This window comes from Sphaerotilus sulfidivorans, from assembly GCF_013426975.1.
Classification (GTDB): domain Bacteria; phylum Pseudomonadota; class Gammaproteobacteria; order Burkholderiales; family Burkholderiaceae_C; genus Sphaerotilus; species Sphaerotilus sulfidivorans.
In genome coordinates this window covers 52098-78931 of the sequence record NZ_JACCPY010000018.1, presented here as the reverse complement: position 1 = coordinate 78931, position 26834 = coordinate 52098, and the positions used below count along the sequence as shown (strand labels likewise).

The 26834-nt window shown below is 68.4% G+C and carries 23 protein-coding genes and 1 tRNA gene; 22 read left to right on the top strand and 2 right to left on the bottom strand.

All coding sequences use genetic code 11. The annotated features are described in order from the left end of the window. The 21 genes from HZU84_RS12235 to HZU84_RS12135 all read left to right on the top strand — a co-directional run. Positions 1 to 197 (top strand): EF-Tu C-terminal domain-related protein (locus HZU84_RS12235; protein WP_445683265.1); only part of this gene is annotated, 197 nt, incomplete at its 5' end. Between the two features lie 16 nt (positions 198 to 213). After that, a tRNA-Trp gene (locus tag HZU84_RS12230) sits at positions 214 to 289 on the top strand. A gap of 127 nt (positions 290 to 416) precedes the next feature. Further along, a complete protein-coding gene (gene secE / locus HZU84_RS12225) occupies positions 417 to 800 on the top strand; it encodes a preprotein translocase subunit SecE (protein WP_149502221.1) in 384 nt (127 codons plus the stop codon). Positions 801 to 840: 40 nt separating this feature from the next. Next, a complete protein-coding gene (gene nusG / locus HZU84_RS12220; protein WP_149502224.1) occupies positions 841 to 1404 on the top strand; it encodes a transcription termination/antitermination protein NusG in 564 nt (187 codons plus the stop codon). A 110-nt stretch (positions 1405 to 1514) separates the two neighbouring features. Further along, positions 1515 to 1949, top strand: a complete 435-nt coding sequence (gene rplK / locus HZU84_RS12215) for a 50S ribosomal protein L11 (RefSeq protein ID WP_037481634.1) — start codon at positions 1515 to 1517, stop codon at positions 1947 to 1949. A gap of 2 nt (positions 1950 to 1951) precedes the next feature. After that, entirely contained in the window at positions 1952 to 2659 is a 708-nt protein-coding gene (gene rplA / locus HZU84_RS12210; RefSeq protein ID WP_149502225.1) for a 50S ribosomal protein L1, read from the top strand. 310 nt (positions 2660 to 2969) lie between these two features. Then, positions 2970 to 3491: a 50S ribosomal protein L10 gene (gene rplJ / locus HZU84_RS12205; RefSeq protein WP_149502227.1), complete on the top strand. Its 522-nt coding sequence runs from the start codon at positions 2970 to 2972 to the stop codon at positions 3489 to 3491. A 54-nt stretch (positions 3492 to 3545) separates the two neighbouring features. After that, entirely contained in the window at positions 3546 to 3926 is a 381-nt protein-coding gene (rplL, locus tag HZU84_RS12200; protein WP_037481639.1) for a 50S ribosomal protein L7/L12, read from the top strand. A 341-nt stretch (positions 3927 to 4267) separates the two neighbouring features. Beyond that, positions 4268 to 8395 carry a DNA-directed RNA polymerase subunit beta gene (gene rpoB, locus HZU84_RS12195; protein WP_149502229.1) on the top strand — a complete coding sequence of 1376 codons (4128 nt, stop codon included), beginning with the start codon at positions 4268 to 4270 and terminating at the stop codon, positions 8393 to 8395. Between the two features lie 12 nt (positions 8396 to 8407). Further along, the gene (gene rpoC, locus HZU84_RS12190) at positions 8408 to 12628 is read left to right on the top strand and encodes a DNA-directed RNA polymerase subunit beta' (protein WP_149502231.1); all 4221 of its coding nucleotides are present in this window, start codon (positions 8408 to 8410) and stop codon (positions 12626 to 12628) included. 125 nt (positions 12629 to 12753) lie between these two features. Then, positions 12754 to 13287, top strand: coding sequence for a Fur family transcriptional regulator (locus HZU84_RS12185; protein WP_149502233.1), 534 nt, complete (start codon positions 12754 to 12756; stop codon positions 13285 to 13287). A 79-nt stretch (positions 13288 to 13366) separates the two neighbouring features. Next, positions 13367 to 14062 (top strand): metal ABC transporter ATP-binding protein, encoded by a 696-nt coding sequence (locus HZU84_RS12180; protein WP_244954384.1) that lies wholly within the window; start codon positions 13367 to 13369, stop codon positions 14060 to 14062. Beyond that, positions 14059 to 14943, top strand: coding sequence for a metal ABC transporter permease (locus tag HZU84_RS12175; protein ID WP_149502235.1), 885 nt, complete (start codon positions 14059 to 14061; stop codon positions 14941 to 14943). Before HZU84_RS12180 ends, HZU84_RS12175 begins: the two co-directional genes overlap by 4 nt. A gap of 5 nt (positions 14944 to 14948) precedes the next feature. Beyond that, complete coding sequence (locus HZU84_RS12170) at positions 14949 to 15941, top strand: metal ABC transporter solute-binding protein, Zn/Mn family (RefSeq protein WP_149502236.1); 993 nt, start codon at positions 14949 to 14951, stop codon at positions 15939 to 15941. Between the two features lie 132 nt (positions 15942 to 16073). Then, positions 16074 to 16865 carry a GGDEF domain-containing protein gene (locus tag HZU84_RS12165; RefSeq protein ID WP_149502238.1) on the top strand — a complete coding sequence of 264 codons (792 nt, stop codon included), beginning with the start codon at positions 16074 to 16076 and terminating at the stop codon, positions 16863 to 16865. 43 nt (positions 16866 to 16908) lie between these two features. Next, entirely contained in the window at positions 16909 to 17490 is a 582-nt protein-coding gene (locus tag HZU84_RS12160) for a ZrgA family zinc uptake protein (protein WP_149502240.1), read from the top strand. Beyond that, positions 17487 to 18182 (top strand): ABC transporter ATP-binding protein, encoded by a 696-nt coding sequence (locus HZU84_RS12155; protein ID WP_149502241.1) that lies wholly within the window; start codon positions 17487 to 17489, stop codon positions 18180 to 18182. The genes HZU84_RS12160 and HZU84_RS12155 overlap by 4 nt, the downstream gene beginning before the upstream one ends. After that, the gene (locus tag HZU84_RS12150; protein WP_149502243.1) at positions 18179 to 19453 is read left to right on the top strand and encodes an ABC transporter permease; all 1275 of its coding nucleotides are present in this window, start codon (positions 18179 to 18181) and stop codon (positions 19451 to 19453) included. The genes HZU84_RS12155 and HZU84_RS12150 overlap by 4 nt, the downstream gene beginning before the upstream one ends. A gap of 89 nt (positions 19454 to 19542) precedes the next feature. Beyond that, positions 19543 to 20133, top strand: a complete 591-nt coding sequence (locus tag HZU84_RS12145) for a DUF3299 domain-containing protein (RefSeq protein ID WP_244954385.1) — start codon at positions 19543 to 19545, stop codon at positions 20131 to 20133. Between the two features lie 75 nt (positions 20134 to 20208). Further along, positions 20209 to 20901 (top strand): DUF1294 domain-containing protein, encoded by a 693-nt coding sequence (locus HZU84_RS12140; protein ID WP_149502247.1) that lies wholly within the window; start codon positions 20209 to 20211, stop codon positions 20899 to 20901. Between the two features lie 228 nt (positions 20902 to 21129). Next, positions 21130 to 21921 carry a hypothetical protein gene (locus HZU84_RS12135; RefSeq protein WP_149502249.1) on the top strand — a complete coding sequence of 264 codons (792 nt, stop codon included), beginning with the start codon at positions 21130 to 21132 and terminating at the stop codon, positions 21919 to 21921. Between the two features lie 45 nt (positions 21922 to 21966). On the opposite strand, the gene HZU84_RS12130 is transcribed toward HZU84_RS12135, so the two are convergent. Continuing rightward, positions 21967 to 22713, bottom strand: a complete 747-nt coding sequence (locus tag HZU84_RS12130) for a Crp/Fnr family transcriptional regulator (RefSeq protein WP_149502251.1) — start codon at positions 22711 to 22713, stop codon at positions 21967 to 21969. Between the two features lie 150 nt (positions 22714 to 22863). Between HZU84_RS12130 and uvrA the strand changes: the two genes are divergently transcribed. Continuing rightward, positions 22864 to 25791, top strand: a complete 2928-nt coding sequence (gene uvrA / locus HZU84_RS12125; protein ID WP_149502253.1) for an excinuclease ABC subunit UvrA — start codon at positions 22864 to 22866, stop codon at positions 25789 to 25791. Here uvrA and HZU84_RS12120 read toward each other — a convergent pair. Beyond that, positions 25772 to 26803, bottom strand: a complete 1032-nt coding sequence (locus HZU84_RS12120) for a GGDEF domain-containing protein (RefSeq protein ID WP_180692934.1) — start codon at positions 26801 to 26803, stop codon at positions 25772 to 25774. The two genes, uvrA and HZU84_RS12120, sit on opposite strands and share 20 nt — an antisense overlap. Positions 26804 to 26834: the final 31 nt, after the last annotated feature.

Below are 26834 nucleotides of genomic sequence, written 5' to 3'. Positions count from 1 at the left end.
AGTTCTACTTCCGCACCACCGACGTCACCGGCGCCATCCAGCTGCCGGAAGGCAAGGAAATGGTCATGCCGGGTGACAACGTGTCGATCGAAGTCAAGCTGATCGCCCCGATCGCCATGGAAGAAGGTCTGCGCTTCGCCATCCGCGAAGGCGGCCGCACCGTCGGCGCCGGCGTGGTTGCCAAGATCATCGCCTAAGACTGAGTCAGGCTGCAGGGGTATAGCTCAATTGGCAGAGCGTCGGTCTCCAAAACCGAAGGTTGGGGGTTCGATTCCCTCTGCCCCTGCCACCGCCAGAAGCTGAACGGCAGACGGCACACCAAGCCTGACTTCCAGCCCGCGGGACGCATAGACGCCCCGGCGGGCTTTCCTGCTCATGGGTCCCGATCGGTTTCGATCGAGGGCAAAGTGAAACTGATGACCACTCCCCAAGTCGAAACCGTGATCACCCAGGCCGACAAGTCTCGGCTGATCGCTGCGGCGCTGCTGCTGCTGGGCGGTCTGGTGGCCTTCTATCTGCTGGCGGCCCAGGGTGCGCTGGCGCAGTGGGCCGCGCTGCTGGTCTTGCTGGGCGGGGCGGTGGCGGTGTTCTTCACGTCCGAGCAGGGCAAGGCACTGACCGCCTACGGGCGCGAGTCGGTGCGCGAATTCCAGAAGGTGGTCTGGCCGACCCGCAAGGAAGCGGGCCAGATGACCGGTTATGTCTTCGCCTTCGTCGTGGTGATGGCGCTTTTCCTGTGGTTCACCGACAAGACCCTGGAATGGGTGCTGTACGACCTGATCCTGGGCTGGAAGCGCTGAATTCCGGCACGACGCGGTAACGAGCAAGGTGACTGACAAGATGAGCGACATCACGACTTCCCCCGCTGCCACGCCGATGCGCTGGTATGTGGTCCACGCCTACTCCGGCATGGAAAAGGCAGTGGAGCGCAACCTGCGCGAACGCATCGAGCGTTCGGGCATGCAAGCCAAGTTCGGCCGCATCCTGGTTCCGACCGAGGAAGTGGTCGAGATGCGCAACGGCAAGAAAGCCGTGACCGAGCGCCGCTTCTTCCCCGGTTATGTGCTGGTCGAGATGGTCATGGACGACGAGTCCTGGCATCTGGTCAAGAACACCAGCAAGGTCACCGGCTTCGTCGGTGGCGCCAAGAACCGCCCGGTGCCCATCTCGGAAGACGAGGTCATGAAGATCGTCAGCCAGATGCAGGAAGGCATCGAGAAGCCGCGGCCCAAGGTCGAATGGGAAGTGGGCGAGGTGGTGCGCGTGAAGGACGGTCCGTTCACCGACTTCAACGGCGTCATCGAGGAAGTCAACTACGACAAGAACAAGCTGCGGGTGTCGGTCACGATCTTCGGTCGTGCGACGCCTGTGGAACTCGACTTCCATCAGGTCGAGAAGGTCTGAGGCCGAAAGGTCCGGACTCATCCGTTGCGGACAGGCGCATCAGCACCTTCCGCTTCATCCAGTGACGAGGAGCCTGCCGCGAGGCGGGCGCTAGAACTCGAGGAGCCATCATGGCAAAGAAGATCGTCGGCTTCATCAAGCTGCAAGTTCCGGCGGGCAAGGCCAATCCTTCGCCCCCGATCGGTCCCGCGCTCGGTCAGCGTGGTCTGAACATCATGGAGTTCTGCAAGGCGTTCAACGCGCAGACCCAGCAGGGCTTCGAGCCGGGCATGAAGCTGCCGGTGGTGATCACCGCCTTCGCCGACAAGTCCTTCACCTTCATCATCAAGAGCCCGCCGGCAACGGCGCTGCTGAAGAAGGCCGCGAAGATCGAGCGTGGCTCGTCGCGCCCGCACGTCGAGAAGGTCGGCAAGCTGACCCGTGCGCAGCTCGAAGAGATCGCGAAGATCAAGGTCAAGGATCTGACGGCCGCCAACCTGGACGCCGCAGTCAAGACCATCGCCGGCTCGGCCCGCTCGATGGGCATCAACGTGGAAGGGCTCTGATCATGGCAAAGCTGACGAAGCGCCAGAAGGCACTGCAAGGCAAGGTCGAGACGACCAAGCTGTACGTCATCGATGACGCGCTGGCCCTCCTGAAGGAGTGCGCAACCGCCAAGTTCGACGAGTCCATCGACGTGTCCGTCCAGCTGGGCGTGGATGCGAAGAAGTCGGACCAGGTCGTGCGTGGCGCGGTCGTGATGCCCAACGGCATCGGCAAGACCAAGCGCGTCGCCGTGTTCACGCAAGGCGCCAAGGCCGAGGAAGCCAAGGCTGCCGGCGCTGACGTGGTCGGCATGGACGACCTGGCCGCCGAGGTCAAGGCCGGCAACATCAACTTCGACGTGGTCATCGCCTCGCCGGACGCGATGCGCGTGGTCGGTCAGCTGGGCCAGATCCTGGGCCCGCGCGGCCTGATGCCGAACCCGAAGGTCGGCACCGTGACCCCGGACGTCGCCACCGCCGTCAAGAACGCCAAGGCTGGCCAGGTCCAGTTCCGCGTCGACAAGGCCGGCATCATCCACGGCACGATCGGCCGTCGCTCGTTCGACAACGAGAAGCTGCGCGGCAACCTGCAGGCGCTGCTGGAAGCCCTGAACAAGGCCAAGCCGGCCTCGAGCAAGGGCGTCTACCTGCGCAAGGTCGCGGTGTCGTCGACCATGGGCGTGGGTGTCCGCGTCGACGTCGGCAGCATCAACGCCGCCGCCGCGGCCTGATCGGCCGAAGAGGATTCCAGGGGCCCTTCGCGGCCTCCGGTGATGTCGCGAGTCTGGTGGCATCGCTGTCCTGAATTTGGTGGGCTGCACCGCAGCGATGCGGTGCAGGTCATCCAAGACCGCTGGCGCTTCGCCGCTTAATCGGCGCCCGGGATCCGTCCCGGTCGTCGGCCAGCGCAGATGGCGTACCCGCCGTGAAGTTCCGTCCGTCGTCGCCCTTGTGGCGGTGCCGGGCTCCTGAACGGCCAGGTCGCTGCAATGAGGTGCGATCCGAGGGCCTGCCCGAGGGTCGCGTTTGAAGGAGTAGACCTTGAGTCTCAATCGCAACGAGAAAGCAGCCGTTGTCGAGGAAGTGTCCGCGCAAGCCGGCAAGTCCCAGACGCTCGTGCTGGCCGAGTACCGTGGCCTGACCGTCGCCCAGACGGATGCACTGCGCAAGCAGGCGCGCGAGAAGGGTGTGTATCTTCATGTCCTGAAGAACACGCTGGCTCGCCGTGCTGTCGCAGGCACCCCGTTCGAGGCGGCCGAAGCCCAGTTCGTCGGTCCGCTGATCTACGGCTTCTCCGAAGACGCCGTCGCCGCCGCCAAGGTGGTCGCCGACTTCTCGAAGACCAACGACAAGCTGGTCATCAAGGGTGGCGCCTACGGTGGCAAGGCCCTTGACGCCAATGAAGTCAAGGCCCTGGCCAACGTCCCGAGCAAGGAAGTCCTGCTGGCCCAGCTGCTGGGTCTGCTGCAGACGCCGATCTCCGGTCTGGCTCGCGTCATCGCGGAAGTGGCCAAGCAGAAGGGCGGCGGCGCCGAAGCGCCGGCTGCCGAAGCTGCCGCCTGATTCCCGACGATCTGTTCTCTCGCATTCACTGCATTCAAGTATTAGGAGCCCATCATGGCATTCGACAAAGACGCTTTCCTGGCTGCCCTGGACACGATGACCGTCCTGGAACTGAACGACCTGGTCAAGGCCGTTGAAGAGAAGTTCGGCGTGTCCGCCGCTGCTGTCGCCGTCGCCGGCGGCGGCGCTGCCGGTGGCGCCGCTGCCCCGGCCGCTGAAGAGAAGACCGAGTTCAACGTCGTCCTGCTGGAAGCCGGCGCCAACAAGGTGTCCGTCATCAAGGCCGTGCGCGAACTGACCGGTCTGGGCCTGAAGGAAGCCAAGGACCTGGTCGATGGTGCCCCGAAGAACGTCAAGGAAGGCATTGCCAAGGCCGACGCCGAAGCCGCTGTCAAGAAGCTGGTCGAAGCCGGCGCCAAGGCCGAGCTGAAGTAATCCGGCGTGCGCTTCACGCGCATTCCGAATCGCCGAGAAGGCTGGTCCGGCAAGGGCCAGCCTTTTTGTGCTTGATTTTTCTCGACTCAGGGTCTTTTCGGACAGTCGACACCTGAAAGCGTCTTCCGCGTTACCCTGGAAGGCTTTTTCAAGTGTTCTCTGACCCGACTGCGGAGAACAGGTTTGGTCGGGCCGGAGTGCAACGCTCCGGTTGTCCGCCAGCGGCTGGTAGTGGCCAGCCACCAAGCTTCAGGCGCAAGGCCTGGTGCCAGTCGTCCCGATTTTCGGCCGAACGAGCCGACCGCCCTGGCCCGGCGGCGGCCTTCGACACGGAGTGATTGATGGCGCAAGCAACCCCCTACAGCTACACCGAGCGCAAGCGGATCCGCAAGAGCTTCGGCAAGCGCGCGAGCGTGCTGAACGTTCCCTATCTGCTGACGATGCAGAAGGACAGCTACGTCGCTTTCCTGCAGAAGGATGTCCCCCCGCAGAAGCGCAAGCCGGAAGGCCTGCAGGCGGCCTTCCTGTCCGCGTTCCCGATTGTTTCGCACAACGGGTTCGTGGAGATGAAGTTCCTCGAGTTCAACATCGCCAAGCCTCCGTTCGATGTGCGCGAGTGCCAGCAGCGGGGTCTGACCTTCGCCGCGGCGGTGCGTGCTCGTCTGCAGATGATCATCTATGACCGTGAGGCCTCGACCTCGCAGTCCAAGGTGGTCAAGGAGATCAAGGAGCAGGAGGTCTACATGGGCGAAGTGCCCCTGATGACCGACTACGGCTCCTTCATCGTCAACGGCACCGAGCGCGTGATCGTCTCGCAGCTGCACCGCTCTCCCGGCGTGTTCTTCGAGCACGACAAGGGCAAGACCCACTCGTCGGGCAAGCTGCTGTTCTCGGCGCGGATCATTCCGTACCGCGGCTCGTGGCTGGACTTCGAGTTCGATCCGAAGGACATCCTCTATTTCCGCGTCGACCGCCGTCGCAAGATGCCGGTGACCATCCTGCTCAAGGCAATCGGCCTGAACCCTGAGCAGATCCTGGCGAACTTCTTCAAGTTCGACAATTTCCGCCTGATGGATTCCGGCGCGCAGCTGGAATTCGTGGCCGAGCGCCTGAAGGGCGAGGTCGCGCGCTTCGACATCACCGACAAGAACGGCGTGGTGGTGGTCGAGAAGGACAAGCGCATCACCGCCAAGCACATCCGCCAGATCGACGCGTCGCAGACGCAGTTCATCAGCGTGCCGGAAGACTTCCTGGTGGGCCGCATCGTCGCGCGCAACATGGTCGACCCGGACACCGGCGAGATCGTGGCCAAGGCCAACGACGAGATCACCGAGTCGCTGCTGAAGAAGCTGCGCTCGGCCGGCATCCGTGACCTGCAGTGCCTGTTCACCAACGAACTGAGCCAAGGTCCGTACATCAGCCAGACGCTGGCCAACGACGAGACGGCCGACCAGTTCGCCGCGCGCGTGGCCATCTACCGCATGATGCGCCCCGGCGAGCCGCCGACGGAAGACGCCGTCGAGGCGCTGTTCCACCGCCTGTTCTACTCGGCCGACACCTACGACCTGTCGCGCGTCGGCCGCATGAAGTTCAATGCGCGCGTCGACCGTGGCGTCTCGGAAGGCCCGATGACCCTGACCAACGAGGACATCCTCGACGTGGTCAAGATCCTGGTGAACCTGCGCAACGGCAATGGCGAGGTCGACGACATCGACCACCTGGGCAACCGTCGCGTGCGCTGCGTGGGCGAGCTGGCCGAGAACCAGTACCGCTCGGGTCTGGCTCGCATCGAGAAGGCCGTCAAGGAGCGTCTGGGCCAGGCCGAGACCGAAGCCCTGATGCCGCACGACCTGATCAACTCCAAGCCGATCTCCGCGGCGCTGAAGGAGTTCTTCGGTGCGTCGCAGCTGTCGCAGTTCATGGACCAGACCAACCCGCTGTCCGAGATCACGCACAAGCGTCGTGTCTCGGCCCTGGGCCCGGGCGGTCTGACCCGCGAGCGCGCCGGCTTCGAGGTGCGCGACGTTCACGTCACCCACTACGGCCGCGTCTGCCCGATCGAGACCCCGGAAGGTCCGAACATCGGTCTGATCAACTCGCTGGCGCTGTTCGCACGCCTGAACGAGTACGGCTTCCTGGAGACGCCGTACCGCCGGGTGAAGGACGGCATCGCCACCACCCAGATCGACTACCTGTCGGCGATCGAGGAAGGCAAGTACGTCATCGCCCAGGCCAACGCGAGCCTGGACGAGAACAACCGCCTGTCCGACGAGCTGGTCTCGGCGCGCGAGAAGGGCGAATCGATGTTCGTCTCGCCGGAGCGCGTCCAGTACATGGACGTGGCGCCGACGCAGATCGTCTCGGTCGCGGCCTCGCTGGTGCCCTTCCTGGAGCACGATGACGCGAACCGCGCGCTGATGGGCGCCAACATGCAGCGTCAGGCTGTCCCGACCCTGCGCCCCGAGAAGGCGCTGGTGGGCACCGGCGTCGAGCGCGTCGCCGCGGTCGACTCGGGCACCGTCGTGACCGCCCGCCGCGGTGGCGTGGTGGACTATGTCGACACCAACCGCATCGTCATCCGCGTCAACGACGCCGAGACGGTCGCGGGCGAGGTCGGCGTCGACATCTACAACCTGATCAAGTACCACCGTTCCAACCAGAACACCAACATCCACCAGCGTGCGATCGTCAATCGCGGCGACGTGGTGGGCTGCGGTGACGTGATCGCCGACGGCGCATCGACCGACCTGGGCGAACTCGCGCTGGGCCAGAACATGCTCGTCGCGTTCATGCCCTGGAACGGCTACAACTTCGAGGACTCGATCCTGATCTCGGAGCGCGTGGTCGCCGAGGACCGCTACACCTCGATCCACATCGAGGAGCTGGTGGTCATGGCCCGCGACACCAAGCTGGGCCCCGAGGACATCACCCGCGACATCCCGAACCTGTCCGAGCAGCAGCTCTCGCGCCTGGACGAGTCGGGCATCGTCTACATCGGCGCCGAGGTCAGCCCCGGCGACGTGCTGGTGGGCAAGGTCACGCCGAAGGGCGAGACCACGCTGACCCCGGAAGAGAAGCTGCTGCGCGCGATCTTCGGCGAGAAGGCGTCCGACGTGAAGGACACCTCGCTGCGCGTCGACCAGGGCACCTCCGGCACCGTCATCGACGTGCAGGTCTTCACCCGTGAAGGCATCCAGCGCGACAAGCGCGCCCAGCAGATCATCGACGATGAACTGAAGCGCTTCCGCCTGGACCTGAACGACCAGCTGCGCATCGTCGAGGCCGACGCCTTCGCGCGGATCGAGAAGCTGCTGACCGGCCGCGTCGCCAACGGCGGCCCGCGCAAAATCGTCAAGGGCACGGTCATCGACAAGGCCTACCTGACCGATGTCGAGAAGTACCACTGGTTCGACATCCGTCCGGCCGAGGACGAGGTCGCCAACCAGCTCGAGTCGATCAAGAACTCGCTGGAGCAGACGCGCCACAGCTTCGACCTGATGTTCGAAGAGAAGCGCAAGAAGCTCACGCAGGGCGACGAGCTGCCCGCCGGCGTGCTGAAGATGGTCAAGGTCTACCTGGCCGTCAAGCGCCGCCTGCAGCCTGGCGACAAGATGGCCGGCCGTCACGGCAACAAGGGTGTGGTGTCGAAGATCGTTCCGATCGAGGACATGCCCTACATGGCCGACGGCACGCCTGCCGACATCGTGCTCAACCCGCTGGGCGTGCCCTCGCGGATGAACGTCGGTCAGGTGCTGGAAGTGCATCTGGGCTGGGCCGGCAAGGGCCTGGGCCAGCGCATCGGCGACCTGCTGCAGCAGGAGGCCGCGGTGGTCGAGCTGCGTCAGTTCCTCGACCAGATCTACAACCAGAACGGTGGCCGTCCGGTCGAACTCGAGCAGCTGTCGGACGACGAGGTCGTGTCGATGGCGCGCAACCTCTCCAACGGCGTGCCGTTCGCGACCCCCGTCTTCGACGGCGCGAAGGAAGAGGAAATCCGCGGCATGCTCAAGCTGGCCTACCCGGATGATCTGGCGGCGAAGAAGGGCCTGACCCCGACCCGCACCCAGGCCTACCTGCATGACGGCCGCACCGGCGAGCGCTTCGAGCGCCCGACCACCGTCGGCTACATGCATGTGCTGAAGCTGCACCACCTGGTCGACGACAAGATGCACGCCCGCTCGACCGGTCCGTACTCGCTCGTCACCCAGCAGCCGCTGGGCGGCAAGGCGCAGTTCGGCGGCCAGCGCTTCGGTGAAATGGAAGTGTGGGCGCTCGAGGCCTATGGCGCAGCCTATGTGCTGCAGGAAATGCTGACCGTGAAGTCCGATGACGTGAACGGCCGCACCAAGGTCTACGAGAACATCGTCAAGGGCGAGCACTCGATCGACGCCGGCATGCCGGAATCGTTCAACGTGCTGGTCAAGGAAATCCGTTCGCTCGGCATCGACATCGAGCTCGAGCGCAACTAAAGGAGTACATGCATGAAGGGACTGCTCGACCTTTTCAAGCAATTCACGCCCGACGAACACTTCGACGCGATCCGCATCGGGCTGGCCTCGCCCGAGAAGATCCGCTCGTGGTCGTTCGGCGAAGTGAAGAAGCCCGAGACGATCAACTACCGCACCTTCAAGCCGGAGCGTGACGGCCTGTTCTGCGCCAAGATCTTCGGCCCGATCAAGGACTACGAGTGCCTGTGCGGCAAGTACAAGCGCCTGAAGCACCGCGGCGTGATCTGCGAGAAGTGCGGCGTCGAAGTCACCCAGACCAAGGTCCGCCGTGACCGCATGGGTCACATCGACCTGGCCGCCCCCTGCGCGCACATCTGGTTCCTGAAGTCGCTTCCCAGCCGTCTGGGCCTGGTGCTCGACATGACGCTGCGCGACATCGAGCGCGTGCTGTACTTCGAAGCCTACGTGGTCGTCGACCCCGGCATGACCCCGCTGAAGAAGTTCAGCATCATGAGCGAGGACGACTACGACGCGAAGCGCCGCGAGTACGGCGACGAGTTCGTCGCGCTGATGGGTGCCGAGGGCATCAAGCAGCTGCTCGAGGAGATGGACCTCGACGTCGAGATCGAGCGCCTGCGCGGCGACATGACCGGCTCCGAGCTGAAGGTCAAGAAGAACTCCAAGCGCCTGAAGGTGATGGAGGCCTTCAAGAAGTCGGGCATCAAGCCGCACTGGATGATCATGGAGGTCCTGCCGGTGCTGCCGCCGGACCTGCGTCCGCTCGTGCCCCTGGACGGTGGCCGCTTCGCGACCTCCGACCTGAACGACCTGTACCGCCGCGTCATCAACCGGAACAACCGTCTGGCTCGCCTGCTCGAGCTGAAGGCCCCGGAGATCATCGTGCGCAACGAAAAGCGCATGCTGCAGGAAGCGGTCGACAGCCTGCTGGACAACGGCCGTCGCGGCAAGGCGATGACCGGCGCGAACAAGCGCGCGCTGAAGTCCCTGGCCGACATGATCAAGGGCAAGTCGGGCCGCTTCCGCCAGAACCTGCTGGGCAAGCGCGTCGACTACTCGGGCCGTTCGGTCATCACCGTGGGCCCGACGCTCAAGCTGCACCAGTGCGGTCTGCCCAAGCTGATGGCGCTGGAGCTGTTCAAGCCCTTCATCTTCAGCCGTCTGGAAGCGATGGGCATCGCCTCCACGATCAAGCAGGCGAAGAAGGAAGTGGAATCGGGCACGCCGGTGGTCTGGGACATCCTTGAGGAAGTCATCAAGGAACACCCGATCATGCTGAACCGGGCGCCGACGCTGCACCGCCTGGGCATCCAGGCCTTCGAGCCGGTGCTGATCGAAGGCAAGGCGATCCAGCTGCATCCGCTCGTCTGCTCGGCCTTCAACGCCGACTTCGACGGTGACCAGATGGCCGTGCACGTGCCGCTGTCGATCGAGGCGCAGATGGAAGCGCGCGCCCTGATGCTGGCGTCGAACAACGTGCTGTTCCCGGCCTCGGGCGAGCCGTCGATCGTGCCGTCGCAGGACGTGGTGCTGGGTCTGTACTACGCGACCCGCGAGCGCATCAACGGCAAGGGCGAAGGCATGGTCTTCTCCGATGTCGGCGAAGTGCTGCGCGCGCTGGACAACGGCGTGGTCGAGCTGACCGCCAAGATCAACGTCCGCCTGACCGAGTACAGCAAGGACAAGACCACCGGCGAATGGGTGCCCGAGACCAAGCTGGTCTCGACCACCGTCGGTCGCGCCCTGCTCTCCGAGATCCTTCCGCGCGGCCTGCCGTTCAGCAACCTGAACAAGGCCCTGAAGAAGAAGGAGATCTCGCGCCTGATCAACACCTCGTTCCGCAAGTGCGGTCTGAAGGACACGGTGGTCTTCGCGGACAAGCTGCTGCAGAGCGGCTTCCGTCTGGCGACCCGCGCCGGCATCTCGATCGCCATCGACGACATGCTGGTGCCGAAGCAGAAGTACGAGCTGATCGAGAAGGCCGAGAACGAGGTCAAGGAGATCGAGCAGCAGTACGTCTCCGGTCTGGTGACCGCGGGCGAGCGCTACAACAAGGTCGTCGACATCTGGGGCAAGACGGGTGACGAGGTCGGCAAGGTCATGATGAGTCAGCTGTCCAAGCAGAAGACCATCGACCGCCACGGCAAGGAAGTGGACCAGGAGTCGTTCAACTCCATCTACATGATGGCCGACTCGGGCGCGCGGGGTTCCGCCGCCCAGATCCGCCAGCTCGCCGGCATGCGCGGCCTGATGGCCAAGCCGGACGGCTCGATCATCGAGACGCCGATCACCGCGAACTTCCGCGAAGGCCTGAACGTTCTGCAGTACTTCATCTCCACCCACGGTGCCCGAAAGGGCCTGGCGGACACGGCGCTGAAGACCGCGAACTCGGGCTACCTGACCCGCCGTCTGGTCGACGTGACCCAGGATCTGGTGGTCATCGAGGACGACTGCGGCACCGAGAACGGCCTGGCGATGCGTGCGCTGGTCGAAGGCGGTGAGGTGATCGAATCGCTGCGCGACCGCATCCTCGGCCGCGTGACCGCCGTCGACGTGCTGCACCCCGAGACCCAGGAAGTCCTGGTCACGAAGGGCACCATGCTCGACGAGGACGCGATGGACGTGCTCGAGGCTGCCGGCGCCGACGAAGTCAAGGTCCGCACCTCGCTGACCTGCGACACCCGCTTCGGCATCTGCGCCAAGTGCTACGGCCGCGACCTCGGCCGCGGCGGCCTGGTCAACCAGGGCGAGGCCATCGGCGTCATCGCGGCGCAGTCGATCGGCGAGCCGGGCACCCAGCTGACGATGCGGACCTTCCACATCGGTGGCGCGGCGTCGCGTGCGGCGGTCGCCTCGAGCGTCGAGGCCAAGTCCGAGGGCATCATCGGCTTCAACAGCACGATGCGCTATGTGACCAACGCCAAGGGCGAGCTGGTGGTGATCTCGCGTTCGGGCGAAATCGTCATTTCCGACCCGCACGGCCGCGAGCGCGAGCGCCACAAGGTGCCGTACGGCGCCACGCTGAACATCAAGGCCGATCAGACGATCAAGGCCGGCACCATCCTGGGCAACTGGGATCCGCTGACCCGTCCGATCATCACCGAGTTCGCCGGCAAGATGCGCTTCGAGAACGTCGAGGAAGGCGTGACCGTGGCCAAGCAGGTGGACGAGGTGACCGGTCTGTCGACGCTGGTGGTCATCGACCCGAAGCGCCGCGGCTCGGCCAAGGTGGTGCGCCCGCAGGTCAAGCTGCTGGACTTCGCCGGCCAGGAAGTGAAGATCCCCGGCACCGACCACTCGGTGACGATCGGCTTCCCCATTGGCGCGCTGATCCAGGTCCGCGACGGCCAGGACGTGATGCCCGGCGAAGTGCTGGCGCGCATCCCGGTCGAAGGCCAGAAGACCCGCGACATCACCGGCGGTCTGCCGCGTGTGGCCGAGCTCTTCGAAGCCCGTTCGCCCAAGGACAAGGGCATCCTGGCCGAGATCACCGGCACGGTGTCCTTCGGCAAGGAGACCAAGGGCAAGGTGCGCCTGCAGATCACCGATCCGGAAGGCCGCGTCTACGAAGAACTCGTGCCGAAGGAAAAGAACATCCTGGTGCACGAAGGCCAGGTGGTCAACAAGGGCGAGTCGATCGTCGACGGTCCGGCCGATCCGCAGGACATCCTGCGTCTGCTGGGCGTCGAGGAACTGGCGCGCTACATCGTCGACGAAGTGCAGGACGTCTACCGTCTGCAGGGCGTGAAGATCAACGACAAGCACATCGAGGTGATCGTTCGCCAGATGCTGCGTCGCGTGCAGATCACGAACTCGGGCGACACGCACTACATCGTCGGCGAGCAGGTCGAGCGCTCGGAGCTGTTCGGCACCAATGACGAGATGCGCAGGCAGGGCAAGCTGCCGGCGACCTACTCCGACGTGCTGCTGGGCATCACGAAGGCGTCGCTCTCCACCGACTCGTTCATCTCGGCCGCTTCCTTCCAGGAAACCACCCGGGTGCTGACCGAGGCGGCGATCATGGGCAAGCGCGACGAGCTGCGCGGCCTGAAGGAGAACGTCATCGTCGGCCGCCTGATCCCGGCTGGTACCGGTCTCGCCTACCACCAGGCCCGCAAGGCCAAGGACGAGATGGACGAGAACGAGCGCCGTGCGATCGCGCTGCAGGAGGCGCAGGAAGCGCTGGCTGCGGTCGATGCCGAAGCCGCCGGTGGCGAGGTGCCGCCGCAGGTCTGAGACTGAACCGGGCCTTCGGGCCCGCAGATCTCTCCGCTGCGAAGAACCCCGAAGCCTGATCCGGGCTCCGGGGTTTTTTTGTGCCTGGCTGTTGTTGCAAATGCTTTTGCATTAGCATCCGACTCATGCCTGCCCTGTCCTCTGCCGGCCGCGAACGCCAGACCCGCCAGCGCGATGCGCTGATGCAGGCGCTGCGCGACAGCGCCCGCGCGCTCTCGCCGGCCGAGCTGTGCGCGCTGGGCCAGCGCAGCGTGCCGACGCTGAACCTCTCGACCGTCTACCGCCAGCTCGCCGCGCTGCTCGAGGCCGGCGAGGTGCTGAAGGTCGATCTGCCGGGCCAGTCCGCTCGCTACGAGGCGGTCTGCGTCCGCAGCCGCCATGCCGGCGAGCATGGCCACGACGCTCGCGATCACCACCACCATCATTTCCACTGCACCGCCTGCCGCCGCGTCTTTCCGATTCATGCCTGCCCGGGCACGATGGACGATCTGGCCCCGCCCGGTTTCCGGGTCGCGCGCCATGACCTGACGCTGCACGGCCTGTGCGTCGACTGCGCCCCCGGCGCCGATTCCCACGATTGCCACGATGCTGTCCACGCTGATGAACCTCGCCCTGCCGCTGACCCGGCTGCACATGCCCGCGGGAGCCGGCGATGCTGATGGCCTCGGCGCTGAGCCGCTGCGCAGGGGCGGCCGTGCTGGTGCTGCTGCTGTGGCTGGCGGTGGACTGGGCGCTGATGTGAGCGCTCCGGTGCCGGCGGACGGCGTGCTGCTGAGGCTGGATCGGCTGACGCTCGCGCGAGGCGGCCGCGAGGTGGTCTCGGCGCTGTCGGGCAACTTCGAGCGCGGCACGCTGACCGCGGTGACCGGCCCGAACGGGGCCGGCAAGAGCACGCTGGTCGAGGCGCTGGCCGGGCGGCTGGCGCCGGTGGCCGGGCGCCTGGAGCGTGCGGCCGGACTGCGGGTGGCGCACCTGCCGCAGCAGTCGGTGCTGGACCGGCAGTTCCCGATCCGCGTCGGCGATGTGGTCGCGCTGGGCGCCTGGTCGCGCATCGGCCTGTGGAAGGCACTGGGCGGCGGACTGCGCCGCGAGGTCGACGAGGCGCTGGCCACCGTCGGGCTGCTCGGCTGCGCGCAGCGGCCGATCTCCGATCTGTCGGTCGGCCAGTTCCAGCGGGTGCTGTTCGCGCGGCTGCTGCTGCAGGATGCCGACCTGATCCTGCTCGACGAGCCGTTCAACGCGGTCGACGAGGCCACCACCGCCGACCTGCTGGCGCTGATGCGCGACTGGCGCGACCAGGGCCGGGCGGTGGTCGCGGTGCTGCATGACCAGGCCCAGGTGCAGGCCCATTTCGACCGGATGCTGCAGCTCGACGGCCGGCGCCGCTGGGCCTGGGGTGCCACGGCCGAGCTGCTCGGCGCCTGCGCTGCATGAGCGAGGGTGCCGGCGCGCTGCAGGCGCTGCAGGACCTGCTGTTCTCTCCCTTCGCCGAGTTCGGTTTCATGCGCCGCGCGCTGGTGGCGGTGGTGGCGCTGTCGATGGGCGCCGCGCCGCTGGGCTGCCTGCTGGTGCTGCGCCGCATGAGCCTGCTGGGCGACGCGATGGCCCATGCGCTGCTGCCCGGCGCAGCGGTCGGCTACATGATCGCCGGCCTGTCGGTCACCGCGATGGGGCTGGGCGGCTTCGTGGCCGCGCTGGCGGTGGCGCTGCTGGCCGGCGCGGTCACCCGCCACACCCACCAGCGCGAGGACGCCAGCTTCGCCGCCTTCTACCTGATTGCGCTGGCGCTGGGCGTGCTGCTGATCTCGATGCGCGGCAGCAGCGTCGATCTGATCCATGTGCTGTTCGGCAGCGTGCTGGCGGTCGATGACGCGGCGCTGCTGCTGGTGGCCTCGATCGCCAGCGTGACGCTGATGCTGCTGGCGCTGCTGTACCGGCCGCTGGTGGTCGAGAGCTTCGATGCCGGCTTTCTGGCCTCGGTGGGCGGGCCCGGTGCGCTCAGCCACGGTGTGCTGCTGGTGCTGACGGTGGCCAATCTGGTCGGCGGCTTCCAGGCCATGGGCACGCTGATGGCGGTCGGCCTGATGATGGTGCCGGCCATCGCCGCACGTTTCTGGGTGCGCGACCTGGCGCCGCTGGCCTTGCTGGCGGCGCTGATCGCGATGTTCTCGGGCTGGATCGGACTGCTGCTGTCCTTTCACGCCGACCTGCCTTCGGGGCCGGCCATCGTGCTGGTCGCCGGGGTGATCTATGTGCTGTCGCTGCTCTTCGGCCGTCATGACGGCCTGCTGCGGCGGGGCGCTTCCTGCTGCTGATGTCCATGCTTGATTCTTCTGACCTGACTCGCCGCGCCTCGCTGGGGGCGATGGCGGCGCTGCTCGGCAGCGCGCTCCGGCCGGCCGCCGCCGCCGACCGGCCGCTGCGGGTGGTGGCGAGCTTCTCCATCCTGGCCGATCTGGCCGCGCAGGTCGCCGGTCCGGTGGCCGAGGTCTCGGCGCTGGTCGGGCCGGATGCCGACGCGCATGTCTTCCAGCCCTCGCCGGCGGATGTGCGCCGTCTGGCCCAGGCCGATCTGGTCATCGTCAACGGCCTGGGCTTCGAGGGCTGGATGACCCGGCTGATCGGCTCGGCCGGCTACCGCGGGCCGGTGCTGACCTGCAGCGACGGCCTCAAGCCCCGCGCCGCGCCGGTCGAGGCCGGACAGGATCATGCCGGTCACGCACATGGCCACAGCCATGGACAGGGTTCTGCCCAGAGCGGCGGTGGTGCGCCCGATCCGCATGCCTGGCAGGACATCGCCAACGCCCGCCACTATGTGGCGCGCATCCGCGATGCGCTGGTGACGGCGCGGCCGGCCCAGGCCGAGCTGCTGCGCCGCCGCGCCGCGGCCTACGATGCCGAACTGGCGGCGCTGGACCGGCGCATTCGCGCCGACTTCGCCACGCTGGCGCCGCAGCAGCGCCGGGTGGTCAGCTCGCATGACGCCTTCGGCTATTTTGCTGCTGCCTACGGGCTCGAGTTCCTGGCTGCGCAGAGCTGGAACACCGACAGCGAGCCCTCGGCCGCCGACATCGCCCGGCTGATCCGCCAGATCCGGCGCCAGCAGATCCGCGCGGTCTTCGTCGAGAACGTCTCCGATGCCCGGATGGTGCAGCGCATCGCGCGCGAGACCGGCGCGGTGGTGGGCGGCACGCTGCATTCGGATGCGCTGTCGGCGCCCGGTGGCGTGGCCGACAGCTATCTGAAGATGATGTCGCACAACGCCGCGACGCTGCTGGCAGGCCTGCGCGGGCCGGCGGCGGCGTCGCGCTGAGCTCGCCCGGGCCGGGTACTGCGCAGGATCAGGCAGACATGCGGTCGATGAATCCCGACATGGTTCAGGCGTCCGTGCCGGGCGACGATATCGGCGGCATCGCGTGCTGTCCGCGCCTCCGGGCGTCCTGCCATGTCTGCCGAATCCCCCCTGATCCGTCGCCTGCGCCATCACCTGCTGGCGCACAGCCGTCGCCGCGCCTGTCTGGCGCTGGTGCTGGCCGGGCTGTTGCTCTGCCTGCCGCCGGCCGCCGTGCTGGCGCTGGCGGCCGGGCCGCTGCTCGGCTGGCCTGTACCGCCGCTGCAGGTGCTGGCCGCGCTGCTGCTGGTGCCGGCGCTGCTGCTGCCGCCGCTGGCCCTGCTGCTGTTCGACCTGCTGGCGCTGCTGGATCACCAGCGGGTGCGTCTGCTCGATCTCAGTCCGCAGGACGATCTGACCCGGGTGCTGAACCGGCGCCACTTCTTCGACCGCGCCGAGCGCGAAGTCGGGCTGGCGCTGCGCCATGGCACGCCGCTGGCGCTGCTGCTGGTCGACATCGACCGGCTGGCGCAGATCAACGCGGCCCACGGCCAGGCGGCCGGCGACCGGGTGCTGCAGGTGGTGGCCGAGCAGTGTCACCGGCCGCTGCGCCAGCACGATCTCTGCGGCCGCCACGGCGGCGAGGAGTTCGCGCTGATGCTGCCGGGCACCGGCCTGGATGGCGCGCTGACGGTGGCCGAGCGGCTGCGCCGCGCGCTGCCGGAGCAGCGCATCGTGCTGCCCGACGGTGCGGTGGTGTCGGCGCGGGTCAGCATCGGCGTGGCGGTGCTGGCGCCGGACTGCGCCTCGCTGCCGCAGCTGCTGTCGCGTGCCGACGAGGCGCTGCACCGCGCCAAGCGCGAGGGCCGCGACCGGGTGGCCTGTGCCGCACCGCTGCCGTCCTGAGTCCTCATCCCGTCTTCATCTCCATCACGGAAGCTTCTGCCCCATGAACCTGCGCTCCTCTGTCCTGTCCGCCCTGATGCTGGGCCTGGCCACGCTGCTGCCGGCGGCTGCCGTCGCTGCCGGTGCGCACGCGCATTCCCACTCCCATTCCCATGCGCAGGCCGGGCATGGCGCGCATGAGCATGGGCGCATCGCACTGGAGATCGCGCTGGAGGGCCAGGAACTGACGATCGGCCTGGAGGCGCCGCTCGACAGCCTGCTCGGCTTCGAGCGCGCGCCGCGCACCGAGGCCGAGAAGAAGGCCGCGCAGGCGATGCTCGAGCATCTGCGCGCCGGCCAGGGCCTGTTCGCGCCCGATGCGGCGGCGCAGTGCCAGCCGGTGTCGGCCACCGTCGATGCGCCGGTGCTGCAGGCCGGCGGCGCGGCCAAGGGCGAGCATGCCGATCTGGACGCGACCTTCGTGCTGCGCTGCGCCCTGCCGCAGGCGCTGACCTCGATCGACCTGGGCGGCCTGCTGGACCGCCATCGCCGCATCGCCCGGGTCGAGGCGGAAATCGTCACGCCGGCGGGGCAGTTCAAGTCGGTGCTCAAGCGTCCGGCGCGGGTGCTGCGCTGGGGCCGATGAGCCCGCTGCTGTCGCTGCGCGACCTGCGCCACCGCTGGCCCGGCGCGGCGGTCGACACGCTCGATGTGCCTGCCTTCGATCTGGCCGCCGGCGAGGCGGTCTTCCTGCGCGGCCCCAGCGGCTGCGGCAAGAGCACGCTGCTGTCGCTGATGGCCGGCGTGCTGGTGGCCGACGCCGGCACTGTCGCGCTGCTCGGCCAGGACTGGCGCACGCAGTCCGCGGCGCGGCGCGACCGGCTGCGCGCCGACCATGTCGGCTACATCTTCCAGCAGTTCAACCTGCTGCCCTATCTCTCGGTGATCGACAACGTGCGGCTGCCGCTGCGCTTCTCGGCGCGGCGGCGCGCGCGCTGCGCCGGCGCCGACGAGCCCGCGCAGTGGCTGGCACGGCTCGGGCTGGACGCCTCGCTGTGGAAGCGCCCGGCCGCGCAGCTCTCGGTCGGCCAGCAGCAGCGTGTGGCCTGCGCGCGCGCGCTGGCCGGGCGGCCCGAACTGGTGATCGCCGACGAGCCGACCTCGGCGCTGGACGAAGGCACCCGCGACCGCTTCGTCGACGCGCTGCTGTCGAGCTGCCGCGAGGCCGGCAGCGCGCTGGTGCTGGTCAGCCATGACGCGCGGCTGGCCGGGCATTTCGCGCGCCAGATCGACCTGCCGGCGCTGAACCGCGCCGCAGCCGCCGGGGGCCTGCGATGAGCGCGCTGCTCGGACTGGCCGCGCGCAGCGCCTGGAGCCGGCGCTTCGTGCTGGCGCTGATCGTGCTGTCGATCGCGCTGTCGACCTTCCTGCTGCTGGGCATCGAGCGCCTGAGGCAGGATGTGCGGCAGAACTTCGCCCAGGCGGTCTCCGGCACCGACCTGATCGTCGGCCCGCGCACCGGCGCGGTCCAGCTGATGCTCTACGCGGTCTTCCGGGTCGGCAGCGCGACCAACAACATCGGCTGGGACAGCGTGCAGGCGCTGGCCGCGCAGCGCCAGGTGGCCTGGACGGTGCCGATCGCGCTGGGCGACAGCCACCGGGGCTTTGCAGTCGTCGGCACGACGCCGGCCTATTTCACGCACTTCCGCTATGGCGAGCGCCAGTCGCTGGTGCTGGCGGCCGGGCGGGCCTTCGGCGACGGCGCGGGCCATGTCTTCGAGGCGGTGATCGGCGCCGAGGTCGCCGAGCGGCTGGGCTATCGCCTGGGCCAGCGCCTGGTGCTGAGCCACGGCGACGGCGCCTTCGCCGCCAACGACCATGCCGACAAGCCCTTCACCGTGGTCGGCATCCTGGCGCGCACCGGCACGCCGGTGGACCGATCGGTGCACATCCCGCTCTCCGGCATCGAGGCCATCCACATCGACTGGATCGCCGGCGCGCCGATGCCTGGCGCGAAGATGTCGGCCGAGGCCGCCGCCGCGCAGGACCTGACGCCGCGCACGGTGACCGCGGTGCTGGTCGGGCTGAAGAGCCGCGCGGCGGTGTTCTCGGTGCAGCGCTGGGTGCGCGGCTACGGCGACGAGCCGCTGATGGCGGTGCTGCCCGGCGTGGCGCTCGACGAGCTGTGGGAGGTGCTGGGCGCGGGCGAGCGTGCGCTGCAGGCGGTCAGCGTGCTGGTGGCGGTGGTCAGCCTGGCCGGGCTGGTCGCGGTGATCCTGGCCGGTCTGGACGCGCGCCGGCGCGAGCTGGCGATCCTGCGCTCGGTCGGCGCCGGCCCGCGTCAGGTGCTGGCGCTGCTGGCGGTGGAGGGCGCGCTGGTCACGCTGTGCGGCGTGCTGCTGGGCGCGCTGGCCTCGGCCGGCGCGATCGCGCTGCTGGGCGACCTCGTCCAGGCCCGCTGGGGGCTGGTGCTGCACGCGCGCTGGCCGGGGCCCGACGAGATGCGCCTGATGGGCGCGCTGCTGCTGGGCGGCTGGCTGGCCAGTCTGGTGCCGGGCTGGCGGGCCTACCGGCTGTCGCTGGCCGACGGGCTGTCGCCGCGCGCCTAGAGCGGGCGAGGCCCGTCCCCGCCGACACTCCAGGAATCGACAGGAGAACTGCTGTGATGCGATCGACAAGAACGACAACGAGAACGACGATGAAGGCCGCGCGGCTGGCGCTGGCGCTGGTCGCGGGCGCCGTGCTGCTGGGCACGCCGCCGGCCCGCGCCACCGAGCCGAAGCCGGCCGCCGCAGCCAAGTCCGCCAAGGCGGCTCCGGTGCGCCAGCTCAAGTGGGAGGAGATGGTCCCGGCGGGCTGGGATCCGGCCGCCAGGCTGCGCAACCGCGGCGACCTGTCGCGCATCCAGGACGGCGATCCCAAGGCCGACGCGCTGCTGCGCGAGGTGCGCGAGATCTGGGACGCCGCACCCACCCGCCCCGAACTCAACGGCCAGAAGGTGCGCCTGCCCGGCTATCTGGTGCCTCTGGAAGGCCAGGCCGGCGAGTGGAAGGAGTTCCTGCTGGTGCCGTATTTCGGCGCCTGCATCCATTCGCCGCCGCCGCCGGCCAACCAGATCGTGCATGTCAAGGCCGCCATTCCCGCCAAGGGCCTGCGCAGCATGGACACGGTCTGGATCACCGGCACCCTGCGCACCGAGCGCCGCGACACCGACATGGGCGTCAGCGGCTACACCGTCGATGGTGCGGTGGTCGAGAAGTATGTCGAGCCGCCGGTGACGCCGCGCTGAGCCGGGGCAGGGCGAGGCCCGCCTCTTCGCTATCCTCCCGGATCTGGAAAATTGATCGCAATCAGGAGGAAGAGCATGCGACGACAGGGTGTCATCCAGCGCTGGGACGATGGCAAGGGCTTCGGCTTCATCCGGCCGCATGACGGTGGGCCGGACCTCTTCGTGCACGCCAGCGCCTGCCAGCTGCGCCAGACGCAGCGTCCGGCGCCGGGCGTGGAGGTCAGCTTCGAGACCGAACGCGGCCGTGACGGCCGCGCGCAGGCCGCAGGCGTGCTGCCGCTGCACGGCTGGCCGACGATGGACGCGCTGCCGGCCGGCGCCGTCGAGCAGCGCCGCCGCAATGCCGACGAGGCCAGAGCGGCCCGGCCGCAACGCGCCTCAGCCTCCCGGTCCGAGCGGCCGCAGCGCGGCGGTCCGTCACTGCGGGTGGCCGGTCTGTCGATCGCAGCACTGCTGCTGGTGCTGATCGTCGCCACCGCCACGCACCGCCTGCCCGGCTGGATCTGGGCCTGGCATGCCGCGACCAGCCTGCTGTGCTTCGCGCTCTACGCCGCCGACAAGTCCGCCGCGCAGGCCGGGCGCTGGCGAACCCCGGAATCGACCCTGCTGACCTTCGGCCTGATCGGCGGCTGGCCCGGCGCGATCGCCGCGCATCACCTGCTGCGCCACAAGTCGGTCAAGCCGTCCTTCCGCGCCGCCTTTCACCTGACGGTGGTGGTGCAGCTGGTCGCGCTGTCGTGGCTGGCGTGGAAGGGGCTGCGGATCTGATTCCTGGTTCCTGCCTTCGCGTACCCAGCCCCATCCCGTCATCCTCGCGAAGGCGAGGATCTACCCGAACCTGTGCAGTGGTGTGAATTGCTGCCGGGGCGGAAGAATGATCGCTGGATAAGCTGCTGCTTTGCAGGCTTGATGGCGTGATTGAAGGGCTGCCGCGGCAGCGGGTCCGCTCCACCGCAGCCTGCCGGACCAGAATGCATCCATACAGGAGGAATCATGATGAAAGATCCGCGCACCCCGTCCCGGCGGGCCCGCATGGCCGTCGCACTGGCTTTCACCGCAGCGCTCGCGGCCTGTGGTGGTGGTGGCGACGATGAGGCGGCAACGTCTGGCTCTGGCGCCACCGCCGAGGGTGTCTATGGCGGCACGCTGACGGGCAGCAGCAGCAACGCGTTCCAGCTTCTGGTGCTGGAGAACGGCGAGTTCTGGGCCCTGTATGGCATTCCAAGTGCCAGCACCTTTGGCGTGACCGGCTTCCTTCAGGGGGCCGGTACCTCCAGCAACGGCACCTTCACGGCGGCCAGCACCAAGGATTTCGGATTCATTCCGGCTGTTTCCGGCACCACCAACGCCTCCTACAACGCTTCCGCGAAGACCATCGCCGGGACCGTGCGCTTCGCTTCGGGTTCGGTCGGATTCTCGGGGGGGCCGATCGCGGGTTCCCTGTACAGCTACGACAGCGCGGCTTCTCTGTCGACCGTGGCTGGAACCTGGATCACGACAGGGCTCACCGGTGAATCCGTGACCCTCAGCATCGCCGCGTCGACCGGTGCCTTCACCGCGTCGTCCAGCCTGGGCTGCAATTTCGCCGGCACCGTGCTTCCCCGACCCTCGGGCAAGAACGTCTTCAATGTCTCGCTGACCTTCGGACCTGCGCCCTGCGCGCTGCCCGGGCAGGCGGCAGCAGGCATCGCGGTGGCCTATCCAGTGGGCACAGGCCAGACCCAGCTTCTGGTGGCCGTCACCGATGCCTCGCGCACGGTCGGGACGGCGATCGTGGGTGTGCGTTAAGGGCAGACCGTGGCCTGGCGGGCCATTGCGCCTGCCCTCGGGGGCTCAACGCTCCCCGTCTTCCCTCAGCGCCACCATCAGCGCGTCCATGTCCAGCCGGGCCTGGCGGCCATCGACGGATCTCAGCACGCCCTCGCGGCGCAGCGCCGACACCAGCCGGCTGGCGGTCTCGAAGGTCATGTCGAGCATCGCGCCCATTTCCTGGCGGGTGGGCAGCCACAGCCGGCCGTCGTCCTCGCCGTATTCGCTGAGCTTGAGCAGCAGCCGCAGCATGCGGTGGCGCGCCGGGCCGCGGGCCAGCTCGGTCAGCCATTCGTCGGCGTCGTCGAGCGCGCGCTGCCAGCGCTTCATCAGGTCGCGCGTCAGGCCGGGGTGCGCCACCGACAGCTCGTCGATCAGCACCCGCGGGATGCGGCAGACCTCGACCTCGGTGCAGGCCACCGCGTCGGCCGCGTAGGTCTGGTGCAGGATGGATTCCAGCCCGATCAGGTCGGTGCGTCCGGCCAGGCGCAGGATGCGCCGCTCGCCCGATTCGCTGCTGCGCTCCATGCGCAGCACGCCGCGGCGCACGGTGAAGACCGCGCTGCCGCTGTCCTGCGCCGAATACAGTGTCTGCCCCGGCTCCAGGCGGATGTCGGCGATGCGGTAGTGGATCTGCGCCAGCGCCGCCTCGTCGAGCGCGCCGAACAGCGCGAACTGGCGCACGCTGCAGGAGGCGCAGACTTCCGCCTGCGGGCGGTACGTGCCGGAGGCCTGCGTGCTCGTCACGGCAATCGGAAGGGGCTGTCCCATGGTGGCTGTGTTCTTTCCGGGGTCAGGTTGTACCGCTCGGAGTATCTCGCGTTCCCGGGCCTGCGGTCAGCGTCCCCAGGGTCGGCAGGGGCAGGGCTGTCGCTATGATGGCCGGTTGCCTTCCTGCCGCCGCTCGCCGCCTGTCGCCCCATGTCGTCCGCTGATCCGCTTGTTCCCCCGTTCCCGCCTGCGCGCCTGTCGTCGCTGATCTCGGTGCGGGGCGCCCGCACCCACAACCTGAAGAACATCGACCTCGATCTGCCGAAGAACGCGCTGGTCGTCATCACCGGGCTGTCGGGCTCGGGCAAGTCCAGCCTGGCCTTCGACACGCTCTACGCGGAAGGGCAGCGCCGCTATGTCGAGAGCCTCTCGGCCTACGCGCGCCAGTTCCTGCAGCTGATGGACAAGCCCGATGTCGACGTGATCGAGGGCCTGTCGCCGGCGATCTCGATCGAGCAGAAGGCCACCAGCCACAACCCGCGCTCGACGGTGGGCACGATCACCGAGATCCACGACTACCTGCGCCTGCTCTTCGCCCGCGCCGGCACGCCGCACTGCCCGGACCACGGCCTGCCGCTGCAGGCGCAGAGCGTCAGCCAGATGGTCGACGCGGTGCTGGCGCTGCCCGAGGAGACGAAGCTGATGGTGCTCGCGCCGGTGGTGCGCGACCGCAAGGGCGAGTTCGTCGAGCTGTTCGAGTCGATGCAGGCGCAGGGCTATGTGCGATTCCGCATCGACGGGCGCATCGTCGAGGCGGCCGACGTGCCGGCGCTGGCGCTGAAGAAGACCGAGAAGCACGACATCGACGTGGTGCTCGACCGCCTGAAGGTGCGCCCCGACGCCCAGCAGCGCCTGGCCGAGAGCTTCGAGGCGGCGCTGCGCATCGCCGACGGCCGCGCGCTGGCGCTGGAGATGGACACCGGCGCCGAGCATCTGTTCTCGGCCAGGTTCGCCTGCCCGGTCTGCAGCTACTCGCTGGCCGAGCTGGAGCCGCGGCTGTTCTCGTTCAACTCGCCGGTGGGCGCCTGCCCGAGCTGCGGCGGCCTGGGCCATGTCGATGTGTTCGACCCCGAGCGGGTGGTGGCCTTCCCGTCGCTCAGCCTGGCCAGCGGCGCGATCAAGGGCTGGGACCGCCGCAACGCCTACACCTTCTCGATGCTGGAGAGCGTCGCGGCCCACTATGGCTTCGACCTGGAGGACGCCTTCGAGGATCTGGCGCCCGAGCATCGCCAGGTGGTGCTGCATGGCTCCGGCGACGAGGAGATCAGCTTCACCTACGCCGCCGAGGGCGCGGGCGGCAAGAAGCGCAGCGTCAGGCGCGCGCATCCCTTCGAGGGCATCCTGCCCAATCTGCAGCGCCGCTACCGCGAGACCGACTCGTCGGCGGTGCGCGAGGAGCTGGCGCGCTTCATGTCGAACAAGTCCTGCCCGGACTGCGGCGGCTCGCGGCTGCGGCGCGAGGCGCGCCATGTGCTGCTGGTCGATGCCGACGGCCAGCCCGCGCGGGCCATCTACCAGGTCGAGCATGCGACGCTGGCCGAGTGCCAGCGCTATTTCGACGCGCTGCGGCTGCAGGGCGCCAAGGCCGAGATCGCCGACAAGGTGGTGCGCGAGATCCGCGCGCGGCTGCGCTTCCTCAACGATGTCGGCCTGAACTACCTGAGCCTGGACCGCAGCGCCGACACGCTCTCCGGCGGCGAGGCGCAGCGCATCCGCCTGGCCAGCCAGATCGGCTCAGGGCTCACGGGCGTGATGTACGTGCTCGACGAGCCGTCCATCGGCCTGCACCAGCGCGACAACGAGCGCCTGATCGGCACGCTGAAGCACCTGCGCGACCTGGGCAACTCGGTGCTGGTGGTCGAGCATGACGAGGACATGATCCGCGCCGCCGACCATGTGGTCGACATGGGGCCGGGCGCCGGCGTGCACGGCGGGCAGGTGATGGCGCAGGGCACGCCGGAGCAGGTCGCCGCCTCGCCGGACTCGCCCACCGGCCGCTATCTGGCGCAGGTGCTGCGCATCGAGGTGCCCCGGCAGCGCCGGCCCTTCCTGAAGGACGAGGACGGCGCGCCGCGCGTGCTGCGCATCCGCAACGCCCGCGGCAACAACCTCAAGGGCGTGACCGCCGAGATCCCGGTCGGGCTGATGACCTGCGTGACCGGCGTGTCCGGCTCGGGCAAGAGCACGCTGATCAACGACACCCTCTACGCCGCCGTCTCGCGCCAGCTCTACCAGAGCCACCAGGAGCCCGAGGCGCATGACGAGATCGAGGGCCTGGGCCACTTCGACAAGGTCATCAACGTCGACCAGAGCCCGATCGGGCGCACGCCGCGCTCCAATCCGGCGACCTACACCGGCCTCTTCACCCCGATCCGCGAACTCTTTGCCGAGGTGCCGACCGCACGCGAGCGCGGCTACGGCGCCGGGCGCTTCAGCTTCAACGTCGCGGGCGGGCGCTGCGAGGCCTGCCAGGGCGACGGCGTCATCAAGGTGGAGATGCACTTCCTGCCCGATGTCTACGTGCCCTGCGAGACCTGCCTGGGCAAGCGCTACAACCGCGAGACGCTGGAGGTGCTCTACAAGGGCAGGAACATCACCGAGGTGCTGGAGCTGACGGTGGAGGATGCGCGCGAGTTCTTCTCGGCGGTGCCCTCGATCGCGCGCAAGCTGCAGACGCTGATGGACGTCGGCCTGGGCTACATCCGCCTGGGCCAGTCGGCGACCACGCTGTCAGGCGGCGAGGCGCAGCGGGTGAAGCTGGCGCTGGAGCTGTCCAAGCGCGACACCGGCCGCACGCTCTACATCCTCGACGAGCCGACCACCGGTCTGCACTTCGCCGACATCGAGCTGCTGCTGCGGGTGCTGCACCAGCTCTGCGAGGCCGGCAACACGGTGGTGGTGATCGAGCACAACCTGGACGTCATCAAGACCGCCGACTGGCTGCTCGACATGGGCCCGGAGGGCGGCTCGGGCGGCGGCACGCTGCTGGCGGCCGGCACGCCCGAGGACATCGCCGCGTGCGCGGGCAGCCACACCGGGCGCTTCCTGCGGCCGCTGCTCAGCCCATCCGCACGGTGATGCGGTCGCGGCCGCCGTGCTTGGACTGGTAGAGCGCCTGGTCGGCGCGCTCGATGAACTGGCGGCCGGTCTCGCCGCGCTGCAGCGAGGTCAGTCCGATCGAGATGGTGACCTGCACCTGCAGCTCGGCGCCGGTCTTGCTGCGCGCCGGGGTGCGCAGCGTGGCGACCTTCTGGCGCAGCTGCTCGGCCACCAGCCGGGCGCTCTGCAGCTGCATGGCCGGCAGCAGCATCACGAATTCCTCGCCGCCGATGCGTGCGGCCAGCGCGTTGTCCGGCGTGCCGGCCTGCAGCGCCGCGGCGACCGTGCACAGCACCTGGTCGCCGGTGCCGTGGCCGTAGCTGTCGTTGACCCGCTTGAAGTGGTCGATGTCGAGCATCAGCAGGCAGGGCGCGTGGCTGTTCATGCCGGCGCTGGCGGCCAGCGTCATGCAGGCGGCCAGGCGCTGCTCGAAGGCGCGGCGGTTGGGCAGGCCGGTCAGCGTGTCGGTCAGGTTCTCCTGGCGCACCCGCTCGAGTTCGTCGCGCAGCTGGCCGATCTCCTGGCGGCTGTCGCCGAGCTGGCGCTGCAGGGCCTGGATGGCCGCCTGCATCTGGCGGGTGGTGGCGAGAATCTCTTCCAGGCCCGGCAGCGCCTGGCCGGCCAGACCGTCCTGGAAGCGTGACAGCGAGCTGCCGTAGGCGGCGGTCTGGTCGCCGGCGCGGGCGGCGGATTCGGCCGCCTGGCCCAGCGCGCTGCTCATGCGCTCGCTCATGCGCTGCAGCAGGGCCGGATCGGCGCTGCTGCCGATCACATGCCGGCGGTAGAGCGCCTCGGTCACCGCATCGTCGAGATGCAGGTGCTGCAGCATGTAGCGGTCGATCGCGTTGCGCAGATCGAGGTTCTCGCCGCTGGCGTAGGCATGCCAGACCGCGTAGTTGACCGGATGCATCGGCACGCTGTGCTTGCGCATGAGGTTCAGTGCGTCGCGGACGATGTCCGCCGCACGCTCGACGTTCTCGGTGTTCTTCATGGTCTTGGCGCCTCTCGCCATCCGGACGTGA

What these genes read in the sequence shown, in the direction of transcription:
- secE (WP_149502221.1), top strand. Translation starts at nt 417, where the DNA reads ATGACCACTCCCCAAGTCGAAACCGTGATCACCCAGGCCGACAAGTCT.
- nusG (WP_149502224.1), top strand. Translation starts at nt 841, where the DNA reads ATGAGCGACATCACGACTTCCCCCGCTGCCACGCCGATGCGCTGGTAT.
- rplK (WP_037481634.1), top strand. Translation starts at nt 1,515, where the DNA reads ATGGCAAAGAAGATCGTCGGCTTCATCAAGCTGCAAGTTCCGGCGGGC.
- rplA (WP_149502225.1), top strand. Translation starts at nt 1,952, where the DNA reads ATGGCAAAGCTGACGAAGCGCCAGAAGGCACTGCAAGGCAAGGTCGAG.
- rplL (WP_037481639.1), top strand. Translation starts at nt 3,546, where the DNA reads ATGGCATTCGACAAAGACGCTTTCCTGGCTGCCCTGGACACGATGACC.
- rpoB (WP_149502229.1), top strand. Translation starts at nt 4,268, where the DNA reads ATGGCGCAAGCAACCCCCTACAGCTACACCGAGCGCAAGCGGATCCGC.
- rpoC (WP_149502231.1), top strand. Translation starts at nt 8,408, where the DNA reads ATGAAGGGACTGCTCGACCTTTTCAAGCAATTCACGCCCGACGAACAC.
- HZU84_RS12185 (WP_149502233.1), top strand. Translation starts at nt 12,754, where the DNA reads ATGCCTGCCCTGTCCTCTGCCGGCCGCGAACGCCAGACCCGCCAGCGC.
- HZU84_RS12175 (WP_149502235.1), top strand. Translation starts at nt 14,059, where the DNA reads ATGAGCGAGGGTGCCGGCGCGCTGCAGGCGCTGCAGGACCTGCTGTTC.
- HZU84_RS12170 (WP_149502236.1), top strand. Translation starts at nt 14,949, where the DNA reads ATGCTTGATTCTTCTGACCTGACTCGCCGCGCCTCGCTGGGGGCGATG.
- HZU84_RS12165 (WP_149502238.1), top strand. Translation starts at nt 16,074, where the DNA reads ATGTCTGCCGAATCCCCCCTGATCCGTCGCCTGCGCCATCACCTGCTG.
- HZU84_RS12160 (WP_149502240.1), top strand. Translation starts at nt 16,909, where the DNA reads ATGAACCTGCGCTCCTCTGTCCTGTCCGCCCTGATGCTGGGCCTGGCC.
- HZU84_RS12155 (WP_149502241.1), top strand. Translation starts at nt 17,487, where the DNA reads ATGAGCCCGCTGCTGTCGCTGCGCGACCTGCGCCACCGCTGGCCCGGC.
- HZU84_RS12150 (WP_149502243.1), top strand. Translation starts at nt 18,179, where the DNA reads ATGAGCGCGCTGCTCGGACTGGCCGCGCGCAGCGCCTGGAGCCGGCGC.
- HZU84_RS12145 (WP_244954385.1), top strand. Translation starts at nt 19,543, where the DNA reads ATGAAGGCCGCGCGGCTGGCGCTGGCGCTGGTCGCGGGCGCCGTGCTG.
- HZU84_RS12140 (WP_149502247.1), top strand. Translation starts at nt 20,209, where the DNA reads ATGCGACGACAGGGTGTCATCCAGCGCTGGGACGATGGCAAGGGCTTC.
- HZU84_RS12135 (WP_149502249.1), top strand. Translation starts at nt 21,130, where the DNA reads ATGAAAGATCCGCGCACCCCGTCCCGGCGGGCCCGCATGGCCGTCGCA.
- HZU84_RS12130 (WP_149502251.1), bottom strand. Translation starts at nt 22,713, where the DNA reads ATGGGACAGCCCCTTCCGATTGCCGTGACGAGCACGCAGGCCTCCGGC.
- uvrA (WP_149502253.1), top strand. Translation starts at nt 22,864, where the DNA reads ATGTCGTCCGCTGATCCGCTTGTTCCCCCGTTCCCGCCTGCGCGCCTG.
- HZU84_RS12120 (WP_180692934.1), bottom strand. Translation starts at nt 26,803, where the DNA reads ATGAAGAACACCGAGAACGTCGAGCGTGCGGCGGACATCGTCCGCGAC.